The sequence below is a fragment of the Pseudomonas faucium genome, assembly GCF_021602585.1.
In the GTDB taxonomy this organism is placed as follows: domain Bacteria; phylum Pseudomonadota; class Gammaproteobacteria; order Pseudomonadales; family Pseudomonadaceae; genus Aquipseudomonas; species Aquipseudomonas faucium.
This window is the reverse complement of the sequence record NZ_BQIP01000029.1, coordinates 40,862-57,607: the sequence shown is the minus strand read 5'-3', so window position 1 is coordinate 57,607 and position 16,746 is coordinate 40,862. Positions and strand designations below refer to the sequence as shown.

Annotated in this window: 16 protein-coding genes and 1 pseudogene; 6 read left to right on the top strand and 11 right to left on the bottom strand. The window is 64.3% G+C overall.

What is annotated here, in order from left to right; genetic code table 11:
* Positions 1 to 223 precede the first annotated feature (223 nt).
* The 3 genes from rssC to L6D75_RS24465 form a co-directional block, all read right to left on the bottom strand.
* Entirely contained in the window at positions 224 to 706 is a 483-nt protein-coding gene (rssC, locus tag L6D75_RS24475) for an anti-sigma factor antagonist RssC (RefSeq protein ID WP_016394629.1), read from the bottom strand.
* The gene (gene rssB / locus L6D75_RS24470) at positions 703 to 1,887 is read right to left on the bottom strand and encodes a two-component system response regulator RssB (RefSeq protein ID WP_176514530.1); all 1,185 of its coding nucleotides are present in this window, start codon (positions 1,885 to 1,887) and stop codon (positions 703 to 705) included. The genes rssC and rssB overlap by 4 nt, the downstream gene beginning before the upstream one ends.
* Positions 1,888 to 2,181: 294 nt before the next feature.
* Positions 2,182 to 2,889 carry an MlaA family lipoprotein gene (locus L6D75_RS24465; protein ID WP_176514506.1) on the bottom strand — a complete coding sequence of 236 codons (708 nt, stop codon included), beginning with the start codon at positions 2,887 to 2,889 and terminating at the stop codon, positions 2,182 to 2,184.
* A 190-nt stretch (positions 2,890 to 3,079) separates the two neighbouring features.
* Here L6D75_RS24465 and L6D75_RS24460 point away from each other — a divergent pair, with 190 nt between their 5' ends.
* Positions 3,080 to 3,643, top strand: a complete 564-nt coding sequence (locus L6D75_RS24460) for an HAD superfamily inactivated hydrolase PcrP (RefSeq protein WP_176514508.1) — start codon at positions 3,080 to 3,082, stop codon at positions 3,641 to 3,643.
* A 122-nt stretch (positions 3,644 to 3,765) separates the two neighbouring features.
* Positions 3,766 to 4,029, top strand: coding sequence for a DUF4404 family protein (locus L6D75_RS24455; protein WP_176514510.1), 264 nt, complete (start codon positions 3,766 to 3,768; stop codon positions 4,027 to 4,029).
* 39 nt (positions 4,030 to 4,068) lie between these two features.
* Here the strand turns inward: L6D75_RS24455 and queF are convergent, their stop codons facing one another.
* A complete protein-coding gene (gene queF, locus L6D75_RS24450) occupies positions 4,069 to 4,899 on the bottom strand; it encodes an NADPH-dependent 7-cyano-7-deazaguanine reductase QueF (protein WP_176514512.1) in 831 nt (276 codons plus the stop codon).
* A 68-nt stretch (positions 4,900 to 4,967) separates the two neighbouring features.
* A complete protein-coding gene (locus L6D75_RS24445) occupies positions 4,968 to 5,471 on the bottom strand; it encodes a cupredoxin domain-containing protein (protein ID WP_176514514.1) in 504 nt (167 codons plus the stop codon).
* 149 nt (positions 5,472 to 5,620) lie between these two features.
* Here L6D75_RS24445 and cinR point away from each other — a divergent pair, with 149 nt between their 5' ends.
* Both cinR and L6D75_RS24435 read left to right on the top strand, forming a co-directional pair.
* Positions 5,621 to 6,301: a two-component system response regulator CinR gene (gene cinR, locus L6D75_RS24440; protein WP_176514515.1), complete on the top strand. Its 681-nt coding sequence runs from the start codon at positions 5,621 to 5,623 to the stop codon at positions 6,299 to 6,301.
* Positions 6,298 to 7,638, top strand: coding sequence for a heavy metal sensor histidine kinase (locus L6D75_RS24435; protein WP_219824859.1), 1,341 nt, complete (start codon positions 6,298 to 6,300; stop codon positions 7,636 to 7,638). The genes cinR and L6D75_RS24435 overlap by 4 nt, the downstream gene beginning before the upstream one ends.
* A gap of 18 nt (positions 7,639 to 7,656) precedes the next feature.
* On the opposite strand, the pseudogene L6D75_RS24430 reads toward L6D75_RS24435, so the two are convergent.
* The 3 genes and pseudogenes from L6D75_RS24430 to L6D75_RS24420 all read right to left on the bottom strand — a co-directional run.
* Positions 7,657 to 8,880, bottom strand: a pseudogene (locus L6D75_RS24430) (lipoprotein-releasing ABC transporter permease subunit); the annotation flags it as partial.
* Between the two features lie 40 nt (positions 8,881 to 8,920).
* Entirely contained in the window at positions 8,921 to 9,604 is a 684-nt protein-coding gene (gene lolD, locus L6D75_RS24425; protein ID WP_176514519.1) for a lipoprotein-releasing ABC transporter ATP-binding protein LolD, read from the bottom strand.
* A 7-nt stretch (positions 9,605 to 9,611) separates the two neighbouring features.
* Positions 9,612 to 10,862: a lipoprotein-releasing ABC transporter permease subunit gene (locus L6D75_RS24420; protein ID WP_176514521.1), complete on the bottom strand. Its 1,251-nt coding sequence runs from the start codon at positions 10,860 to 10,862 to the stop codon at positions 9,612 to 9,614.
* Positions 10,863 to 10,955: 93 nt separating this feature from the next.
* Between L6D75_RS24420 and L6D75_RS24415 the strand changes: the two genes are divergently transcribed.
* Positions 10,956 to 11,540 carry a PilZ domain-containing protein gene (locus L6D75_RS24415; protein WP_176514523.1) on the top strand — a complete coding sequence of 195 codons (585 nt, stop codon included), beginning with the start codon at positions 10,956 to 10,958 and terminating at the stop codon, positions 11,538 to 11,540.
* A 32-nt stretch (positions 11,541 to 11,572) separates the two neighbouring features.
* Positions 11,573 to 12,289 (top strand): glycerophosphodiester phosphodiesterase, encoded by a 717-nt coding sequence (locus tag L6D75_RS24410; RefSeq protein ID WP_176514525.1) that lies wholly within the window; start codon positions 11,573 to 11,575, stop codon positions 12,287 to 12,289.
* A gap of 48 nt (positions 12,290 to 12,337) precedes the next feature.
* Here L6D75_RS24410 and sthA read toward each other — a convergent pair whose 3' ends face one another.
* From sthA to L6D75_RS24395, 3 genes are all read right to left on the bottom strand, one after another.
* Positions 12,338 to 13,732 carry a Si-specific NAD(P)(+) transhydrogenase gene (gene sthA / locus L6D75_RS24405; protein ID WP_176514527.1) on the bottom strand — a complete coding sequence of 465 codons (1,395 nt, stop codon included), beginning with the start codon at positions 13,730 to 13,732 and terminating at the stop codon, positions 12,338 to 12,340.
* Between the two features lie 203 nt (positions 13,733 to 13,935).
* Complete coding sequence (locus L6D75_RS24400) at positions 13,936 to 14,934, bottom strand: FAD:protein FMN transferase (RefSeq protein WP_176514529.1); 999 nt, start codon at positions 14,932 to 14,934, stop codon at positions 13,936 to 13,938.
* A 181-nt stretch (positions 14,935 to 15,115) separates the two neighbouring features.
* Positions 15,116 to 16,579, bottom strand: a complete 1,464-nt coding sequence (locus L6D75_RS24395) for a glyceraldehyde-3-phosphate dehydrogenase (protein ID WP_176511690.1) — start codon at positions 16,577 to 16,579, stop codon at positions 15,116 to 15,118.
* Positions 16,580 to 16,746: the final 167 nt, after the last annotated feature.

Sequence of the window (16,746 nt, the reverse complement as noted above, 5' to 3'; positions counted from 1 at the left end):
GGGGCAGGTGTTCTTCGATGAACAGGGGCGGCCGGTGCGGGTGTTTCAGCTCAGTGCCGAGGGCGGTGAGGCGACCGAATTCATTCGGCGGGAGTGACGGGGGTGGCTGCGCTGGCCTCATCGCCGGCAAGCCGGCTCCCACAGAAGATCCGTACTGCCAGCAGGCTGGTCATTTACCTGTGGGAGCCGGCTTGCCGGCGATGCGGCCGCAGCAGGCTGAAGATCAGGTGCGCTCCAGGGCGTTTACCAGGTCATGGAAGGCTTCACGGTTGGAGTCGTTCAGGCCCATGAGGATCTTGTGCGCCTCCAGCACCTTGGAACGCACCACATCCTCGTTCTGGTCCTGGGACGGCAGGTCGGTCAGGCATTCCGGGCACGGTACCGGGCGATCGACGATGTTGAACACCTGATCGAAGCCCATGGACTGCAGCAGGCGCGAAATGTCCGGGTTGGTGGTGACCACGGTGGGCAGCAGCCCCACCTTCTGCCGCGACAGGATCGACAGCTTGGCCAGCAGGCCCAGGGTGGTGCTGTCGATGCTCTCGGTCTCGGTCAGGTCGATGACGATGGCCGAGAAGTTCAGCGCGGTGAAGATCTTCTCGATCGTCGCATCCAGCGCCGAACACAGGGTCAGGCGCACCTCACCGACGAATTTCAGTACAAAGGTACCGCTCTGCTCGGCGAACTGAATTCTACCGGTACTCATTGAAGGTTCCTGCTCAACACCAATAGGGCGATATCATCCGGCATCTCCCCAAGCGTAGCCAATCCGAAACGTTGGCGCAGCCCATCCAGGCTGCCACCCGCTGCCTTGACGATATCCGGCAAGGCGGCCTCTTTATCTTTGAGCGTGTCACCCGGCAAAAGGTCCAGAATGCCATCGGACATCAGGCTCAGGCTGAACTGCGGCGGCAACTCGATCACCAGGTCCTGGTAGGTCGCCTCTTCGAACAACCCCACCGGCAGGCCACGGCCTTCAAGGTAGCGCGCCTGGCCCGGGGTATACAGCACCGGCAGCGGCAAGTGGCCACCCACGGCGTAGGTCAGCAGGCCGGTTTCTTCGTCGATCACCCCGCCGACCATGGTCACATGCTTGCCCAGCTTGCAGTTGATCAGCCCGCGGTTGATGTGGCTAAGCACTTCCGAGGGCTTGAATTCGCGCAGCTTGCTGTTGCGCTTGAATTCGAACAGCAGGCGCGTGGTCATGAACTTCAGCAGCACCGTGACGAAGGCCGACGATGCGCCATGCCCCGACACATCGGCCAGGTAGAAGGCAATGCGCCGATCATCCACGCGGAAGTAGTCGGTAAAATCGCCCGACAGGTACAGCGACGGGATGATCTGGTGCTCGAAGGCAAACTCACCCAGGGCCCGGGGGCTCTCCGGCAGCATGTTCATCTGCACCTGGCGACCGGCGGTCTGGTCCTCCTGCAACAGGTGCAGGCTGGCCTCCAGTTCGCGGTTGGCCGCTTCGAGCTTGTCGCGGTAGCGCTGGTTTTCCAGCACCAGGCGCGAACGGTCCAGTGCCCGGCGCACCGAGTGCTCGAGCACGGCCAGGTCTTCCAGTGGCTTGATCAGGTAGTCGGCGGCGCCCAGGCGCAAGGCCTCGACCGCGTCGCTCATCACCCCGGCACCCGAGACCACGATCACCGGCAACTGCGGCGCTCGCTCGCTGATCTGGCGGATCAGTTCGAGCCCGCCCATCTGCGGCATGCGCAGATCGCAGATCACAAGGTCAGGCTGGTGTTCTTCGAAGACCTGGAGCCCCTGCTGGCCGTTACTGGCCTGAAGGACGCTGAAGCCACTGTCTTCCAGATAGGCGGCGAGGCTCGCACGGACCACGTCGTCATCATCGATGATCAGCAGCGTTGCACTGATTTTCTGCATGTGGGCGAACGGCGCCGATTTGGGGTGATGCAGGGGCGTCTGCAAGGCTGACATCCGACTGCTGGAATTCTTGGTAGTAACGCTCTACTTGAGTTGTAGGCCAATTACGCAGGCCAGGCAACCGGCAGAGGTACCTCGTAAGGCGCAGACGGTACTCCCATCCGCCAGGGGTTTCAAGCATACGAGGGTCGAGTCGCCTGCAGTTTGAACGGCAAATTCCCGGCAGTTATAAGAAAGGCCAGCACAGTGACTAAAAAGGCGACCCGAAGGTCGCCTTTTTAGTCAGGGCATGAATCAGAAATCGTCTTCGACTTCGCCGTCCTTGACCTTGAACTCGCGGTTCTGCAGGTAGGCATTGCGAATGAAGATGTACTTGTCGCCCTGGATCAGCTTCTCCGCCGACAGCAGGCTGGCACGGGTGTCGACCACGTCCAGCGCGAAGATCGAGTTGCGGGTCGGCACGTGGTCGATGTAGCGGTAGGGTTCGGTGTAGGTGTCCGGGTACTTGGCCAGGCCGTCACGCACGGTGCTCGGGCCCAGCAGCGGGATCACCACGTAGGGGCCGCTCGGCACGCCCCAGTAGCCCAGGGTCTGGCCGAAGTCTTCGTCGCTGCGGGTCAGGCCCATCTTGGTGCCGACGTCGAAGAAACCGCCCAGGCCGAAGGTGGTGTTGACGATCAACCGCGCGGTGTCCACGCCCGCGGCATGCGGCTTGAACTGCAGCAGGTTGTTGGCCAGGTTGGTGACATCGCCCAGGTTGCGGAAGATGTTGTGAATGCCGTCCTCGAGGAACTGCGGGGTGACCGCCTGGTAGCCTTTGGCCAATGGCTTGAGGGCATACGTGTCGAGGGTATCGTTGAAGCGGAAGATCGGTCGGTTGACCGCCTCCCAGGGATCCTCCTCGGTGGCTGCCTGGGTGGCCGCCACGGGTGCCAGCAGCAAGCTGGCACAGACAAAGGCCTGGGTGACTCGCTCGATCACACCGGCACCGATCCTACGCATAGATGATTCTCCATCAGAATTCTTGGCCGCAAGCGCAACGGGTCGCGCAGCTGGTAAGGCGGCAGTATAGAGGCTTGCGGGCTGATAAACAGCTTTACACATTTTTGCTCAATATTTTGTGAACATCTGTTGCCGTCACAGCACCGTAACAATCAGCGCCTAGCCTGCGGACTATTTCAGGGACGTTGCCATGCACGATGCATCCGCCTTCACCGCTGTGCTGTTCGGCCTGCGCGGTTGCCTGGTCCAGGCTGCCAACGGCAGCCCCCTGCCCGCCCCCGGCGCCCTCGAGGCCCTGGCCAGCCTGCGCCGCCAGCAAGTGCCGTGCATCTGGCTGGATGACCTGAGCAACACCCAGAGCCAGCGCCTGGCCAGCGTTTTGCCGGACTGGCTGCCGGGCCAGCGGGTCAATGCCGTGCAGTGGCCGGCGCCCAATGCCTGCTGGCAGGCCCTGATGACCCTGGACAGCCAACGCCTGGACGGCTGCGTGCTGGTCAGCGGCGAACCGCGCCTGCTGCAGTCGGGCCTCAATGCCGGGCTGTGGACCATCGGCCTGGCCGCCTGCAGCCCTTCCTGCGACCTGGGCTCACAGCACTGGCAGGCCATGAGCGCGCAAGAACAGGAGCTGGCCCGCGGCAAGGCCACCCTCGAGCTGTTCGGCCTGGGCGTGCATTCGGTGATCGACCACCTCGAAGCGCTGGACACCTGCCTGGTGGACATCGCCCAGCGCCGGCGCAAGGGTGAAAAACCCTGATCCAGGCCGTTGATGCGGATCATGCAAAGCGACGGCGAGTGGATTACGCTTGGAGACAGGTGCGAACCTTTGCCGCTTCGCTGAGGTCCATGCCTTGCCAAGCCATTGATGGAGAACAGCCAATGCCTGCCCGCGAATTGCAAGAGCGCCTGAACAGCTTGCGCGAGCAACTGGATAGAAACGTACCGCTTACCGATGAAGAACTGGCCGCGCTGCACGAGGAGGCCAGGCAGATAGAGGCGCAGCTGAAAATCGAGGAAGCCACCCCGGACAACAACCTGGTCGATGGCGTGAACCTGGCGATCGAGCGCTTCGAGGCCGAACACCCCGACCTCACCGCCACCCTGCGCAGCATTGCCAACTCGCTGCACAGCATGGGTATCTGAAACAACCAGGGGCCGCTTTGCGGCCCCTGCCATTGCACGTTACTGACGAACCAGGCGCAGATTCTTCGGGCTGATCGCCCCGGTGCTGCGGTACGGGTTGATATCCAGCCCACCCCTGCGCACATAACGCGCGTACACCGTCAGGTGCTCCGGCTGCAGCAGGTTCTTCAGGTCCAGGTAAATCCGCTCCACGCACTGCTCGTGGAAGTCGGCGTGCTGGCGGAAGCTGATCAGGTAGGTCAGCAGGCTGGCATGGTCCAGCGCCCTGCCCTTGTATTCCACCACCACACTGCCCCAGTCCGGCTGGCCGGTCACCGGGCAGTTGGACTTGAGCAGGTGGCTGTGTACGGTTTCTTCCACCTGCCGGTCCGGGCTGCACTGCAGCAACTCAGGCTGCGGCTGCTCATAATTGCTGATGGCCACGTCCAGCGCATCGATGCACAGGCCCGGCAGCGCCGTCACGCCTTGCGCCTCGACCTCGGCCAGGGTGTGCACCTGCACGCCCACGGGCTTGCCCGCGGCTGCCGACAGGTCCTTTTCCAGGCACGCGCGCAGCTCGGCGATCGAGGCGAACACGGTCTGGTTCAGCGAGTTGAGGTAGAGCTTGAACGACTTCGATTCGATGATGTTCGGCGAATCGGCCGGGATGGCGAATTCGCCAATCGCCACCACCGGCTTGCCCGACGGCAGCAGCCAGGACAGCTCGAAGCAGTTCCAGAAGTCCACGCCCTGCCACGGCAGGGTCTGGGCAGTCACGCCCAGTTCGGCCCACTTGGCCGTGCGCGGGATCGGAAACAGCAGCGAAGGGGTGTAGGTGGCGATGTATTCGCTGGACTTGCCCAGCGGAGAGTGTTCGGCAGCAGGGTGCATGGAAACTGACCTGAAGGTTCGGAAATGCACCTAGTTTACCGGTTTTACCCTGCGCCTTGGAGCGCAAGTCACTCGATGGTCAACGGCCCGACCATGCCGGCCTGGTAATGCCCCGGCACGTTGCAGGCAAACTCGATGGGGGCGGCCTTGCGGAAGGTCCAGGTCAGCTCGGCGCGCTGGCCAGGCTGCACCAGCACGGTGTTGCCGGTGTCATGGCCATGGGCGCCATGGTTCATCTGGCCGTGGTCCATGCCTTCGTGGTTCATGCCTGCGGTAAAGATCTTGCCTTGCATGGCGAGCATTTCTTTCTGGTGCTCGGCGTGCATGGCCTTGTCGCCCAGGTTGAACTCATGGGGCAGCTGGCCCTGGTTGATCAGCACGAAGCGCACGGTTTCGCCGGCCTTGACCTGCAAGCTCTTGGGTTCGAAGGCAATATCCTTGAGCACCACCTCGACGGTGCGGGTGGCCTTGGCCGCCGGGGCCGGCTCACCGAAGGCGAAGGTGTTCGCTTCGCCAGCGAAGACAGGCAGGCTTGCCAAGGCAAGCGTGGCGGCGATGAACAGTTGCTTCATGATGACTCCAGAACTTTCAACGAGATAAGGCCACTTTAAAAAGGGCTGACTGGCAGCGACCTGACAGCGAGATTACAACTTTGTCAGCTTGGGCGACGCCGGGCAGAGTCACGTATCATTTCAGCCATCACCCAGACTGCGGACACTGCATGAAACTGCTGATCGTCGAAGACCAGGCCCGCACCGGCCAGTACCTGAGCCAGGGCCTCAACGAAGCCGGCTTCGCCACTGAGCTTGCGGCCGATGGCGAGACCGGCCAGTTCCTGGCACTGACCGGCGATCACGACCTGCTGATCCTCGACGTGATGCTGCCCGGGCGCGACGGTTGGCAGATTCTCCAGGCGGTGCGCCAGGCAGGCCTGGATACCCCGGTGCTGTTCCTGACCGCCCGCGACGCCGTGGAGGACCGCGTGCACGGCCTGGAACTGGGCGCCGACGATTACCTGGTCAAGCCCTTCGCCTTCTCCGAACTGCTGGCCCGGGTGCGCAGCCTGCTGCGCCGCGGCTCTAGCCCCAGCCAGGAGACCACCCTGAGCCTGGCCGACCTGCGCCTGGACCTGCTGCGCCGCCGCGCCGAACGCGCCGGCCAGCGCATCGACCTGACTGCCAAGGAGTTCGCCCTGCTTGAGTTGCTGCTGCGTCGCCAGGGCGAAGTGCTGCCCAAGTCGCTGATCGCCTCGCAGGTGTGGGACATGAATTTCGACAGTGATACCAATGTCATCGAAGTGGCCATCCGCCGCCTGCGCCTGAAACTCGACGACCCGCACCCGACCAAGCTGATCCACACCGTGCGCGGCATGGGCTATGTGCTCGAGGAGCGCCCCGACTGATGCGCAGGCTTTCCCTCGGCACCCGCCTGGCCCTGTTGTTCGCAGCCTGTACCGCCGCCGTGTCGCTTGGCGCGGGCCTGCTGTTCAACCACGCCAGCAAGCAGCACTTCATCGAACTGGACCAGCAATTGCTGGAATCGCGCCTATCGCTGTTTCGCACCCAGCTCGCCGGCCTGGCCAACCCGGCCGACCTGCAGAACCGCCTTCCAGCCCTGCGCGAGGAGCTCAGCCACCAGGCCGACCTGGCCTTGCGCATCACCGGCCGCGATGGCGCCCCCTGGTACGCCAGCCGCGCCGCCTTGCCCGAGGCGCCCTCCACCACGGGCCTGGCGACCGTGCACGCCGACGGCATCGACTACCGCAGCCTGGCCGTGCCCTTGAACGAAAACGCCCGGCTGACCCTGTTCCTCGACATCACCCACCACCAGCACTTCCTGCAGGGCATGCAGCGCCTGATCTGGCTGACCGTGGGTCTGTCGGCACTGGCCACCGCGCTGCTCGGCGCCTGGGCCGCACGCCGCGGGCTGCGGCCGCTGCGCCAGATGGGCCAGGTGGCCGACAGCGTCTCGGCGCGTTCGCTGACCACCCGCCTGCCCGTGGAACAGATGCCCGAGGAGCTGGCGGCATTGGCCAGCACCGTGAATGCCATGCTGCAACGCCTGGACGACGCCTTCCAGCGCCTCTCGGCGTTTTCCGCCGACATCGCCCATGAGCTGCGCACGCCGCTGTCCAACCTGCTGACCCACACCCAGGTCACCCTCACCCGCCCGCGCAGCCTCGAGGAATACCGCGAAGCGCTGCACGGCAACCTGGAAGAGCTGCAGTGGATGGCGCAGATGATCAACGACATGCTGTTCCTGGCCAAGGCCGACCACGGCCTGCTGGTGCCGGGGCAGGCGCCGCTGGCGCTGCATGAGGAAGTGGACGCACTGCTGGAGTACTACGCACCGCTGGCTGAGGACGGCGAAGTGGCGCTGGTGCGCGAAGGTCAGGCGATGCTTAGCGGTGACCGGCACATGCTGCGCCGGGCCTTGTCCAACTTGCTCGACAATGCCTTGCGCTTTACCCCGGCCGGCGGGCAGATTCGCGTGTCGCTTTCGCCTGGTTCACGGATTTGCGTGGCCAATACCGGGGCGCCGATCGACAGCGCTGCGTTGCCTCGGCTGTTCGATCGGTTCTATCGCGTGGACCCGGCGCGGCGAGAAGGCAGCAGCGAGCATGCGGGGTTGGGGCTGGCGATTACCCGCTCGATCGTGCAGGCCCATGGCGGGCAGATTCGCGCGGAATGTGAGGGTGGCTGGACGCGGTTCGTGATCGAATTCGGGGCAACCCGTTAGGGCTGCCTTGCAGCCCATCGCCGGCTGCACCTGCGACGCCCGATACGCCGGGTAAATGGTCGCCAGGAAGCTCATCACCAACCCCGCCACGCAGATCATCGCCACATCCCCCCACTGCAACTCCGACGGCAAGCTGCTGATGAAGTACACATCCGAGGTAAAGATGTGCTGCCCGCTCACCCGCTCCAGCCAGCCGACGATCTGGCTGACATTGAACGCGGCGATCACCCCGAGCACCCCACCGATCAGCGTGCCGACGATGCCGATCAGGCTGCCCTGGACCATGAACGTGCCCATGATCTGCGCCGGCGTGGCGCCCAGGGTGCGCAGGATGGCGATGTCCGGCCCCTTGTCGTTCACCACCATCACCAGGGTGGCGATGATGTTGAAGGCGGCCACGGCGATGATCATCATCAGCAGCAGGCCAATCATGGTCTTTTCCATCTTCATGGCACTGAACAGGCTGCCCTGGGTGTGCGACCAGTCGTCAGCGCGGTAGGCATCGCCAAGCCCCGTGACAATCGCCTTGGACACCTGCGGCGCGGCGTACAGGTCGTGCAGCTTCAGGCGCACGCCCTGCACCTGGCCCGGCGCCCAGCGCTGCATTTCGCCGGCATCGGCGACGTGCATGTAGGCCTGGGAGCCATCGAGCTCAGCGCCGACCTTGAAGATGCCGACCACGGTCAGGCGCTGCATGCGCGGGGTGATGCCGCCCGGCTCCTTGCTGATTTCCGGCACGATCAAGGTCAGCTTGTCGCCGGTATTGAGGCGAAAGCGCCGTGCGGTCAGCTCGCCGATCACCACGCCGTATTCACCCGGCTGCAGGTCCTGCAGGCGGCCCTGGACGATATGCTGGCCGACGATCGACACCTTGCCTTCTTCGGCCGGGTCGATGCCGCTGACCTGGATCGGCTGCATCGACCCCTTGTAGGAGAGCATGCCCTCCATTTCGGTGATCGGCGCCGCCGCCATCACGGCCGGGTTCTTCAACGCGGCATCGGCGGTCGCGCGCCAGTCATCCAGCGGCTGCACGCCAAGAATCGCGGCATGCGGCACCAGGCCGAGAATGCGCGAACTCATCTCGCGCTGGAAGCCGTTCATCACCGACAGCACCACGATCATCGCCAGCACGCCCAGGGACAGGCCGATCATCGAGGTCATCGAGATGAACGAGATGAAATGGTTGCGGCGCTTGGCACGGGTGTAGCGAGCACCGATGAACAAGGGCAAGGGTCTGAACATGTACGAAAATACCCAATGAAATAAGGTGGGGCGGCCTGGCTCAGATCGCGACCAGGTGGCCGTCGTCGAGCTTCAGCACACGGTCCATCTGGCGCGCCAGGTTGAGGTCGTGGGTCACCACCAGGAACGCCGTGCGCGAGGAGCTGGACAGCTCCTGCATCAGCTCCTGGATGCCTTGGGCGGTGTGGTGGTCGAGGTTGCCGGTCGGCTCGTCGAGCATCACCAGGCCCGGGCGGTTGACCAGCGCGCGGGCGATCGCCACACGCTGACGCTCGCCGCCGGACAGTTCGGCCGGCTTGTGGTGCAGGCGGTGGCCCAGGCCCACGCGCTTGAGCAGCGCCTCGGCGCGCTCACGGGCTTCGGGGATGGCGGTGCGGCCGATCAGCAGCGGCATGCACACGTTCTCCATGGCGGTGAACTCAGGCAGCAGGTGGTGGAACTGGTAGACGAACCCCAGCTCGCGATTGCGCAGCAGGCCGCGGGCGCGCTCGCCCAGGGCCGACAGTTCTTCGCCGGCCAGCCAGACGCTGCCCTGGGTCGGCCGGTCGAGGCCGCCCAGCAGGTTGAGCAAGGTACTCTTGCCCGAGCCCGAACTGCCGACGATGGCCACCCGCTCACCGGCGTGCAGCTCCAGGTTCAGGCCCGACAACACCTGCACCGACTCCGGGCCCTCGTCGTAGGACTTGCCCAGGTTGCGGCAACTCAGAACGGCTTTATCACTCATGCGCGACTCACTCATAACGTAGCGCCTCTGCAGGCTGGGTGCGGGCCGCACGCCAGGCCGGGTACAGGGTGGCGAAGAAACTCAGGACCAACGCCGCACCACAGACCATGTACACGTCCTGGGCCTGGATCTGCGACGGCAGGTAATCGATGAAGTACACGTCGGCATTGAGGAACTTGTGCCCGATCAGTTTCTCGATGCCGGCGATCGCCGCGCTGACATTGAGCGCGGCGAGGATCCCGACCACGGCGCCGATCAGGGTGCCGATCACCCCGATCACCGTGCCCTGAACCATGAAGATGGCCATGATCTGCCCGGGCGTGGCGCCCAGGGTGCGCAGGATGGCGATGTCGCCGCGCTTGTCGTTGACCACCATCACCAGGGTGGAAATGATGTTGAACGCCGCCACCGCGACGATCAGCAGCAGCAGCAGGCCGATCATGGCCTTCTCCATGCGGATCGCCTGGTACAGGTTGCCGTGGGTGCGGGTCCAGTCGCGGCTGTAGTACTCCTGCTCGCCCAGCTGCTGGGCGATGCTCCAGGCCACTCGTGGCGCCTGGAACAGGTCGTCGAACCTCAGCCGCAGGCCCTGCACCTGGTCGGCCTTCCAGCGGTGCAGGCGGGACAGGTCGGCGATGTTGGTCAGGCCCAGGTAGCCGTCGATCTCGCCGGCGCCGACGTGGAAGGTGCCGACCACCGTGAAGCGCTTCATGCGCGGGAACATGCCGGCCGGGGTCACGCTGACCTCGGGGGCGACGAAGGTCAGCTTGTCGCCGACGGCCACGCCCAGCTTGGCGGCGGCCTTGTCGCCGATCATGATGCCCCACTCACCCGGCGCCAGCTGGTCGAGGCGGCCTTGCAGGATGAAGTTGTCGATGATCGACACCTCACGCTCGCGCGTCGGGTCGATGCCGTTGAGCAGCACCTTCTGCACCTTGCCGTCATGGGTCAGCAGGCCCTGCATCTGGGTGTAGGGCGCAACCGCCAGCACCTGCGGATTCTGCTTTACTTGTTGGGCAAGGGCAGGCCAGTCGTTGATCGGCTGGCCGCTCTCCAGCGTGGCATGCGGGATCATGCCCAGCACGCGGGTACGCATCTCGTGGTCGAAACCGTTCATGACCGAGAGCACCACGATCATCACCACCACGCCCAGGGCGAGGCCGATCATCGAGGTCAGGGAAATGAACGAGACGAAGTGATTACGGCGCTTGGCACGGGTGTAACGCGTACCGATGAATGCGAAAAGAGGTCTGAACATGTCGGGGCTTGTTCGGATGAAAGGGAACGTCCTTGTGGCGAGGCGCCTGTGGCGGCTTTACACTCGGACCACCGCCGCTACCATGGGTTCGCCATGACGACATTAGACGAAGAAGATCGCCGCGAATACTACCGCATCGAAGATCGGATCGCACTGGAAATAAGCCCCTTGAGCGCGGCCCAAGCCCTTGAGCCAGAACTGTTGCAGGATGATTCACCACTGTTCAACCTGCTCAGCGAGCTGCACCTGTCAGACTTCGAGTCACAGCACCTGCTGCGCCAATTGAGCGAGAAGGACCGCACCCTGGCGGCTTTCCTGCGGGCGCAGAACAAACGCCTGGACCTGCTCAGCGCGGTGGTCGCGCAAAGCCTGATCGGCGAGATCGGCCAGCCGCAACGGGTGATCATCTCCGAGGGCGGCGTCGAGTTCGCCCAGCCCCAGCAGATTGCCCCTGGCACCCGGGTGAAGGTGAAGATGGTGCTGATGCCACGCGCCCACGGCCTGCTGCTGCGCGGGCGCATCACCCACTGCGACCCGCGCCCGGAAGGCGACTACGAGGTCGGCACCGAATTCATCGACATGACCGATGCCCAGCGCCAACTGCTGGCCCGCTATATCCTGCAGCGCCAGCAGCAACAACGGCGCCAGCAGCTGGAACAGAACGACCCCGCCTCCTGAGCCTTATTCATTCTTGACCTGAAGGAACGAACGTGACCCTTATCTACGGCCACCGTGGCGCCAAGGGCGAAGCGCCCGAGAACACCCTGACCAGCTTCCGTCAGTGCCTGTCCCACGGCGTCAATCGCTGCGAGCTGGACCTGCACCTGTCGGCCGACAACGAGCTGATGGTCATCCACGACCCCACCCTCAAGCGCACCACCGGCCGGCGCGGCAAGGTGGCCGAACACCCGGCCGTCGACCTGGTCACCTACGACGCGCGCAAGGGCGGCCCGGGCCATGTGCAGCCCTGCCCTATCCCGCGGCTTGAGGAGTTGTTCGAGAAATGCGCCTTCGAGCACTGGCAGCTCGAAGTCAAGAGCGCCTCGCGCACCCGCGCGGCCACCACGGTGCTGGCGATCCGCGAACTGGCCCAGCAGTACGGCTTGCTGGACAAGGTGACCATCACCTCCAGCTCACGCGAGGTGCTGGGCGCGGCGCTGGAACTGGTACCGGACGTGAAACGCGGGCTGGTCGCCGAATACGCCTGGCTCGACCCGCTGAAGGTCGCGCAGAACTATGGCTGCGAGATGCTGGCGTTGAACTGGACACTGTGCACCCCAGAGCGCCTGCTCAAGGCACAGGGCCAGGGTTTGCACGTGTCGGTGTGGACGGTCAACGAACCGGCACTGATGCGCCGGCTCGCTGACTTTGGCGTGGACAGCCTGATTACAGACTTTCCCGGTTTGGCCAAGACCACCCTCGGGTAGGGCTGAAATCGGTCTCCCCGACCGGCTCAGGCCACCGGCCGGAGCCGCTCAAAAAAGCCGGTTCAGGCCGTCGTAGGCAGCTACCCGATAGGCTTCGGCCATGGTCGGGTAGTTGAACGTGGTGTTGACGAAGTACTTCAGGTTATTCAGCTCGCCCGGCTGGTTCATGATCGCCTGGCCGATGTGGACGATTTCCGAAGCCTGGTAGCCGAAGCAGTGCACGCCGAGGATTTCCAGGGTTTCGCGGTGGAACAGGATCTTCAGCATGCCCTGCGGCTCGCCGGCGATCTGTGCACGCGCCATGCCCTTGAAGAACGCCTTGCCCACTTCGTATGGCACCTTGGCCTGGGTCAGCTCCTGCTCGTTCTTGCCGATCGAGCTGATCTCCGGGATGGTGTAGATGCCGGTCGGCACGTCGTTGACGAAACGCCAGCTGCCGTTGTCGACGATGCTGCCCGCCGCCGAGCGGCCCTGGTCGTGGGCGGCACTGGCCAGGCTCGGCCAGCCGATCACGTCACCGGCGCCGTAGATGTTCGGCACGCTGGTGCGGTAGGCCTCGTCGACCTCGATCTGGCCACGGCTGTTGACCTTGATGCCGATGTTCTCCAGGCCCAGCTTGTCGGTGTTGCCGGTACGGCCGTTGCACCACAGCAAGGCGTCGGCCTTGATCTTCTTGCCCGACTTCAGGTGCAGGACCACGCCGTTGTCCAGGCCTTCGACCCGCTCGTACTCCTCGTTGTGGCGCACGGTGATGTTGTTGTTGCTGAAGTGGTAGCTCAGCGCCTGGGAGATTTCCGAGTCCAGGAAGCTCAGCAGCTGGCCGCGGTTGTCGACCAGCTCCACCAGCACACCCAGGCCGCTGAAGATCGAGGCGTATTCGCAACCGATCACGCCGGCGCCGTAGACGATCAGCTTGCGCGGGGTGTGGCTGAGGCTGAGGATGGTGTCGCTGTCATAGACGCGCGGGTGGTGGAAATCGATGTCGGCCGGGCGATACGGGCGCGAGCCGGTGGCGATGATGATGTGCTTGGCGTTGAGTTTTTCCACCACGCCGTTGGGGCACACCACTTCCACGGTCTGCTCGTCGGCGAAGCTGCCGGTGCCGAAGAACACGTCGACGCGGTTGCGCGCGTAGTAGCCGGTGCGCGAGGCAACCTGCTTGGAGATCACCTTCTCGGCGCTCTTGAGCACGTCGGGGAAGGAGAACCAGCGCGGCTCGCCGATGGCACGGAACATCGGGTTGGTGTTGAACTGCATGATCTGCCGCACCGAGTGACGCAGTGCCTTGGACGGGATGGTGCCCAGGTGGGTGCAGTTGCCACCGACCTGACGACGGCTATCGACCATCGCCACCTTGCGCCCTGCTTTGGCGGCGTTCATTGCCGCACCTTCTCCGGCCGGGCCGGAACCCAACACCACTACGTCGTAGTTGTAGACAGCCATGCGTACTCCTTCAGAACTGGCCCGCCAGCCACGGTCGCCGCGGGACTCGATCATGCCGCCGGAGCGCCATGAGAAAATTCGTGTGCAGTCTAATCAAGCGTGAACGCCGCGCACATTAACCCTTGGTCGCGTCGTAGGCCAATTTTGCCTGCACTACATATGGTTTACCGGTTCCCTGGCGTGGATCTTCCTTGCTTGCGCTTTCATTCGCCTTTCACGGCCCGTTCGAACGCGGGCGTAGCTCGGGAGACGAAGCCACCCGCCACCCGAGTCACCAGCACGGCGGCCAGGTCATGGGCAACGGCAAAATCCCAACCTTGCTCCGGCCCGAGGATCAGCAGCAGGGTCGAATAACCGTCCGCTTGCAGCGCCGAGCCATCGAGCACGGTCACCGCTGCCAGGCCATGCTCGACCGGCCGCCCGAGGCGGGCATCGAAGGTGTGCGAATAGCGCCGGCCATTCTCCTCGAAATAGTGGCGATAGTCACCCGAGGTCGACAACGCCAGGCCATCGACCGGGATGACCTGGCGGGCAATCTGCAGGTCGTCGCGCGGCAGCTCCAGGGCGATGCGCCAGGGGCTGCCATCGGGCTTGCGGCCGAGCGCCTTGAGCTCGCCGGTGACTTCGGCGACGAAGCTGGCCACGCCCATGGCGCGCAGGCGTTCGGCAATCAGGTCGACCGCGTGGCCGGCGGCGATGCTGTTGAAATCCAGCTCCACGGGGGCGTCCTTGCACAGCGCCTGGCCGTCCAGGTGCAGGTGCCGGTAGCCGACGCGCTGGCGGGCCTGGGCCAGCGCCTTGGGGTCGGGCACCTGTTCGTGGCGGGCCTGGGGGCCGAAGCCCCAGAGGTCGAGCAGCGGCTCGACGGTGAGGTCGAAGGCGCCGTCGCTCTGCTCGGCCAGGTGCTGGCCGAGGGCGACCAGTTCGAGCATGTCGGCGGGCAAGGCCAGGCACTGGTTGGCGGGGAGCTGGTTGAACTGGCTGACGGTGGAGTCGCCGCGGTAGGTCGAGTAATGCAGGTCGATGTCCTGCAGGATGGACTCGACCGCCGCCTGCACCTGGGCCGGTGCCGGGCCGCCGGGTTCGCGCACGTATTGGATGCTGTAGCTGCTGCCCATGGTCGGGCCGCCCAGGCGCTCCAGGGCCGGGCCCTGGTTGCAGGCGGTGAGGAGCATCAGGATGAACAGCAGGGCTGTGCGCACAGTTGGAGTCTCGCTTGTCGGCAACGGCCCTATCGCCGGCAAGCCGGCTCCCACGGGTACGACGGTGCTGTCATTATGGGAGCCGGCTTGCCGGCGATAGGGCCGGTAGATACACCCTAAAAGCTGGTCAAAAAAAACGGGAACCCGAAGGTTCCCGTTTCTCTAGCACTTTACAAGCGAATCAGCGTGGAAACGCTGGCGGGTTCACACCGGCCATCTCTTCCATCACGCGAACCACCTGGCAGCTGTAACCGAACTCGTTGTCGTACCAGACGTACAGCACAACGCGGTTGTCGTTGGCGATGGTCGCCTCGGCATCGACCACACCGGCGTGGCGCGAACCCACGAAGTCGGTCGAAACCACCTCCTGGGAGCTGACGTAGTCGATCTGCTTGTGCAGTTCCGAGTGCATGGCGGTCTGGCGCAGGTACTCGTTGATTTCGTCGCGGTTGGTGCCTTTCTCAAGGTTCAGGTTGAGGATGGCCATCGACACGTTAGGCGTCGGCACGCGAATGGCGTTGCCGGTCAGCTTGCCCTTGAGCACTGGCAGTGCCTTGGCGGCTGCGGTGGCAGCACCGGTTTCGGTGATGACCATGTTCAGCGGCGCGGCGCGGCCACGACGGCTGCCCTTGTGGAAGTTGTCGATCAGGTTCTGGTCGTTGGTGAACGAGTGAACGGTTTCGACGTGGCCGTTGACGATGCCGTACTTGTCGTTGATGGCCTTGAGCACCGGCACGATGGCGTTGGTGGTGCAGGAGGCGGCCGAGATGATCTTGTCATCGGCGGCGATGTCACCGTGGTTGATGCCGTGCACGATGTTCTTCAGCGCGCCCTTGCCAGGTGCGGTGAGGATCACGCGGGCAGCGCCCGGGCAGGCCAGGTGCTGGCCCAGGCCGTCGGCGTCACGCCATACGCCGGTGTTGTCGACGATCAGGGCGTTGTCGATGCCGTACTGGGTGTAGTCGACTTCGCTCGGGCTCTTGGCGTAGATGACCTGGATCAGGTTGCCGTTGGCGGTGATGGTGTTGTTGGCTTCGTCGATGGTGATGGTGCCATCGAACGGGCCGTGCACCGAGTCACGGCGCAGCAGGCTGGCACGCTTGACCAGGTCGTTCTCGGCGCCCTTGCGCACGACGATGGCGCGCAGGCGCAGGCCGTCGCCGCCACCGGTCTTCTCGATCAGGATGCGCGCCAGCAGGCGGCCGATGCGGCCGAAGCCGTACAGGACGACGTCGGTGCCCTTGCGCGCCGAAGCGTTCTGCTGGCCAACCACGTCGGCCAGTTCTTCACGCACGAACTGCTCGGCGCTGCGGCCGTTGCCTTCCTGCTTGAACTTGTTCGCCAGCTTGCCCAGGTCGACCGAGGCGGCGCCCAGCTTCAGCTCGCTCATGGCCTTGAGCAGGGGGAATGTCTCGTGGACGGACAGCTCGGTTTCGTCGGTTTGACGGTGACGCGCAAAGCGGTGTGCCTTGAGGATCGAGATAACCGAACGGTTGATCAGGCTGCGGCCATAAATCGAGCTCACCACATTGTTGTTGCGGTAGAGCTGACCGATAAGCGGGATCATCGCTTCAGCCAGAGCTTCACGATCAATCCACTCACCAAGACACTGGTCGGGCTTCTGAGTCACGGGAACCTTCCACATGTAGGGGGAGAAAAAAGGGGCTACATTATGACGCCCCAACGCGTAACCGGCAATGAGCGCCTGTCGATGCAGCGCCAGCCCGCGTCCATGCCCCTTTCCGAGCCTGACAGCACGCACTGGCACCGGTACAATCGACCTCTTTGCCGCAACGCTTGGAGTGCAATCTC

Coding starts and splice junctions, on each gene's coding strand:
- rssC (WP_016394629.1), bottom strand. CDS start 706: ATGAGTACCGGTAGAATTCAGTTCGCCGAGCAGAGCGGTACCTTTGTA.
- rssB (WP_176514530.1), bottom strand. CDS start 1,887: ATGCAGAAAATCAGTGCAACGCTGCTGATCATCGATGATGACGACGTG.
- L6D75_RS24465 (WP_176514506.1), bottom strand. CDS start 2,889: ATGCGTAGGATCGGTGCCGGTGTGATCGAGCGAGTCACCCAGGCCTTT.
- L6D75_RS24460 (WP_176514508.1), top strand. CDS start 3,080: ATGCACGATGCATCCGCCTTCACCGCTGTGCTGTTCGGCCTGCGCGGT.
- L6D75_RS24455 (WP_176514510.1), top strand. CDS start 3,766: ATGCCTGCCCGCGAATTGCAAGAGCGCCTGAACAGCTTGCGCGAGCAA.
- queF (WP_176514512.1), bottom strand. CDS start 4,899: ATGCACCCTGCTGCCGAACACTCTCCGCTGGGCAAGTCCAGCGAATAC.
- L6D75_RS24445 (WP_176514514.1), bottom strand. CDS start 5,471: ATGAAGCAACTGTTCATCGCCGCCACGCTTGCCTTGGCAAGCCTGCCT.
- cinR (WP_176514515.1), top strand. CDS start 5,621: ATGAAACTGCTGATCGTCGAAGACCAGGCCCGCACCGGCCAGTACCTG.
- lolD (WP_176514519.1), bottom strand. CDS start 9,604: ATGAGTGATAAAGCCGTTCTGAGTTGCCGCAACCTGGGCAAGTCCTAC.
- L6D75_RS24420 (WP_176514521.1), bottom strand. CDS start 10,862: ATGTTCAGACCTCTTTTCGCATTCATCGGTACGCGTTACACCCGTGCC.
- L6D75_RS24415 (WP_176514523.1), top strand. CDS start 10,956: ATGACGACATTAGACGAAGAAGATCGCCGCGAATACTACCGCATCGAA.
- sthA (WP_176514527.1), bottom strand. CDS start 13,732: ATGGCTGTCTACAACTACGACGTAGTGGTGTTGGGTTCCGGCCCGGCC.
- L6D75_RS24395 (WP_176511690.1), bottom strand. CDS start 16,579: ATGTGGAAGGTTCCCGTGACTCAGAAGCCCGACCAGTGTCTTGGTGAG.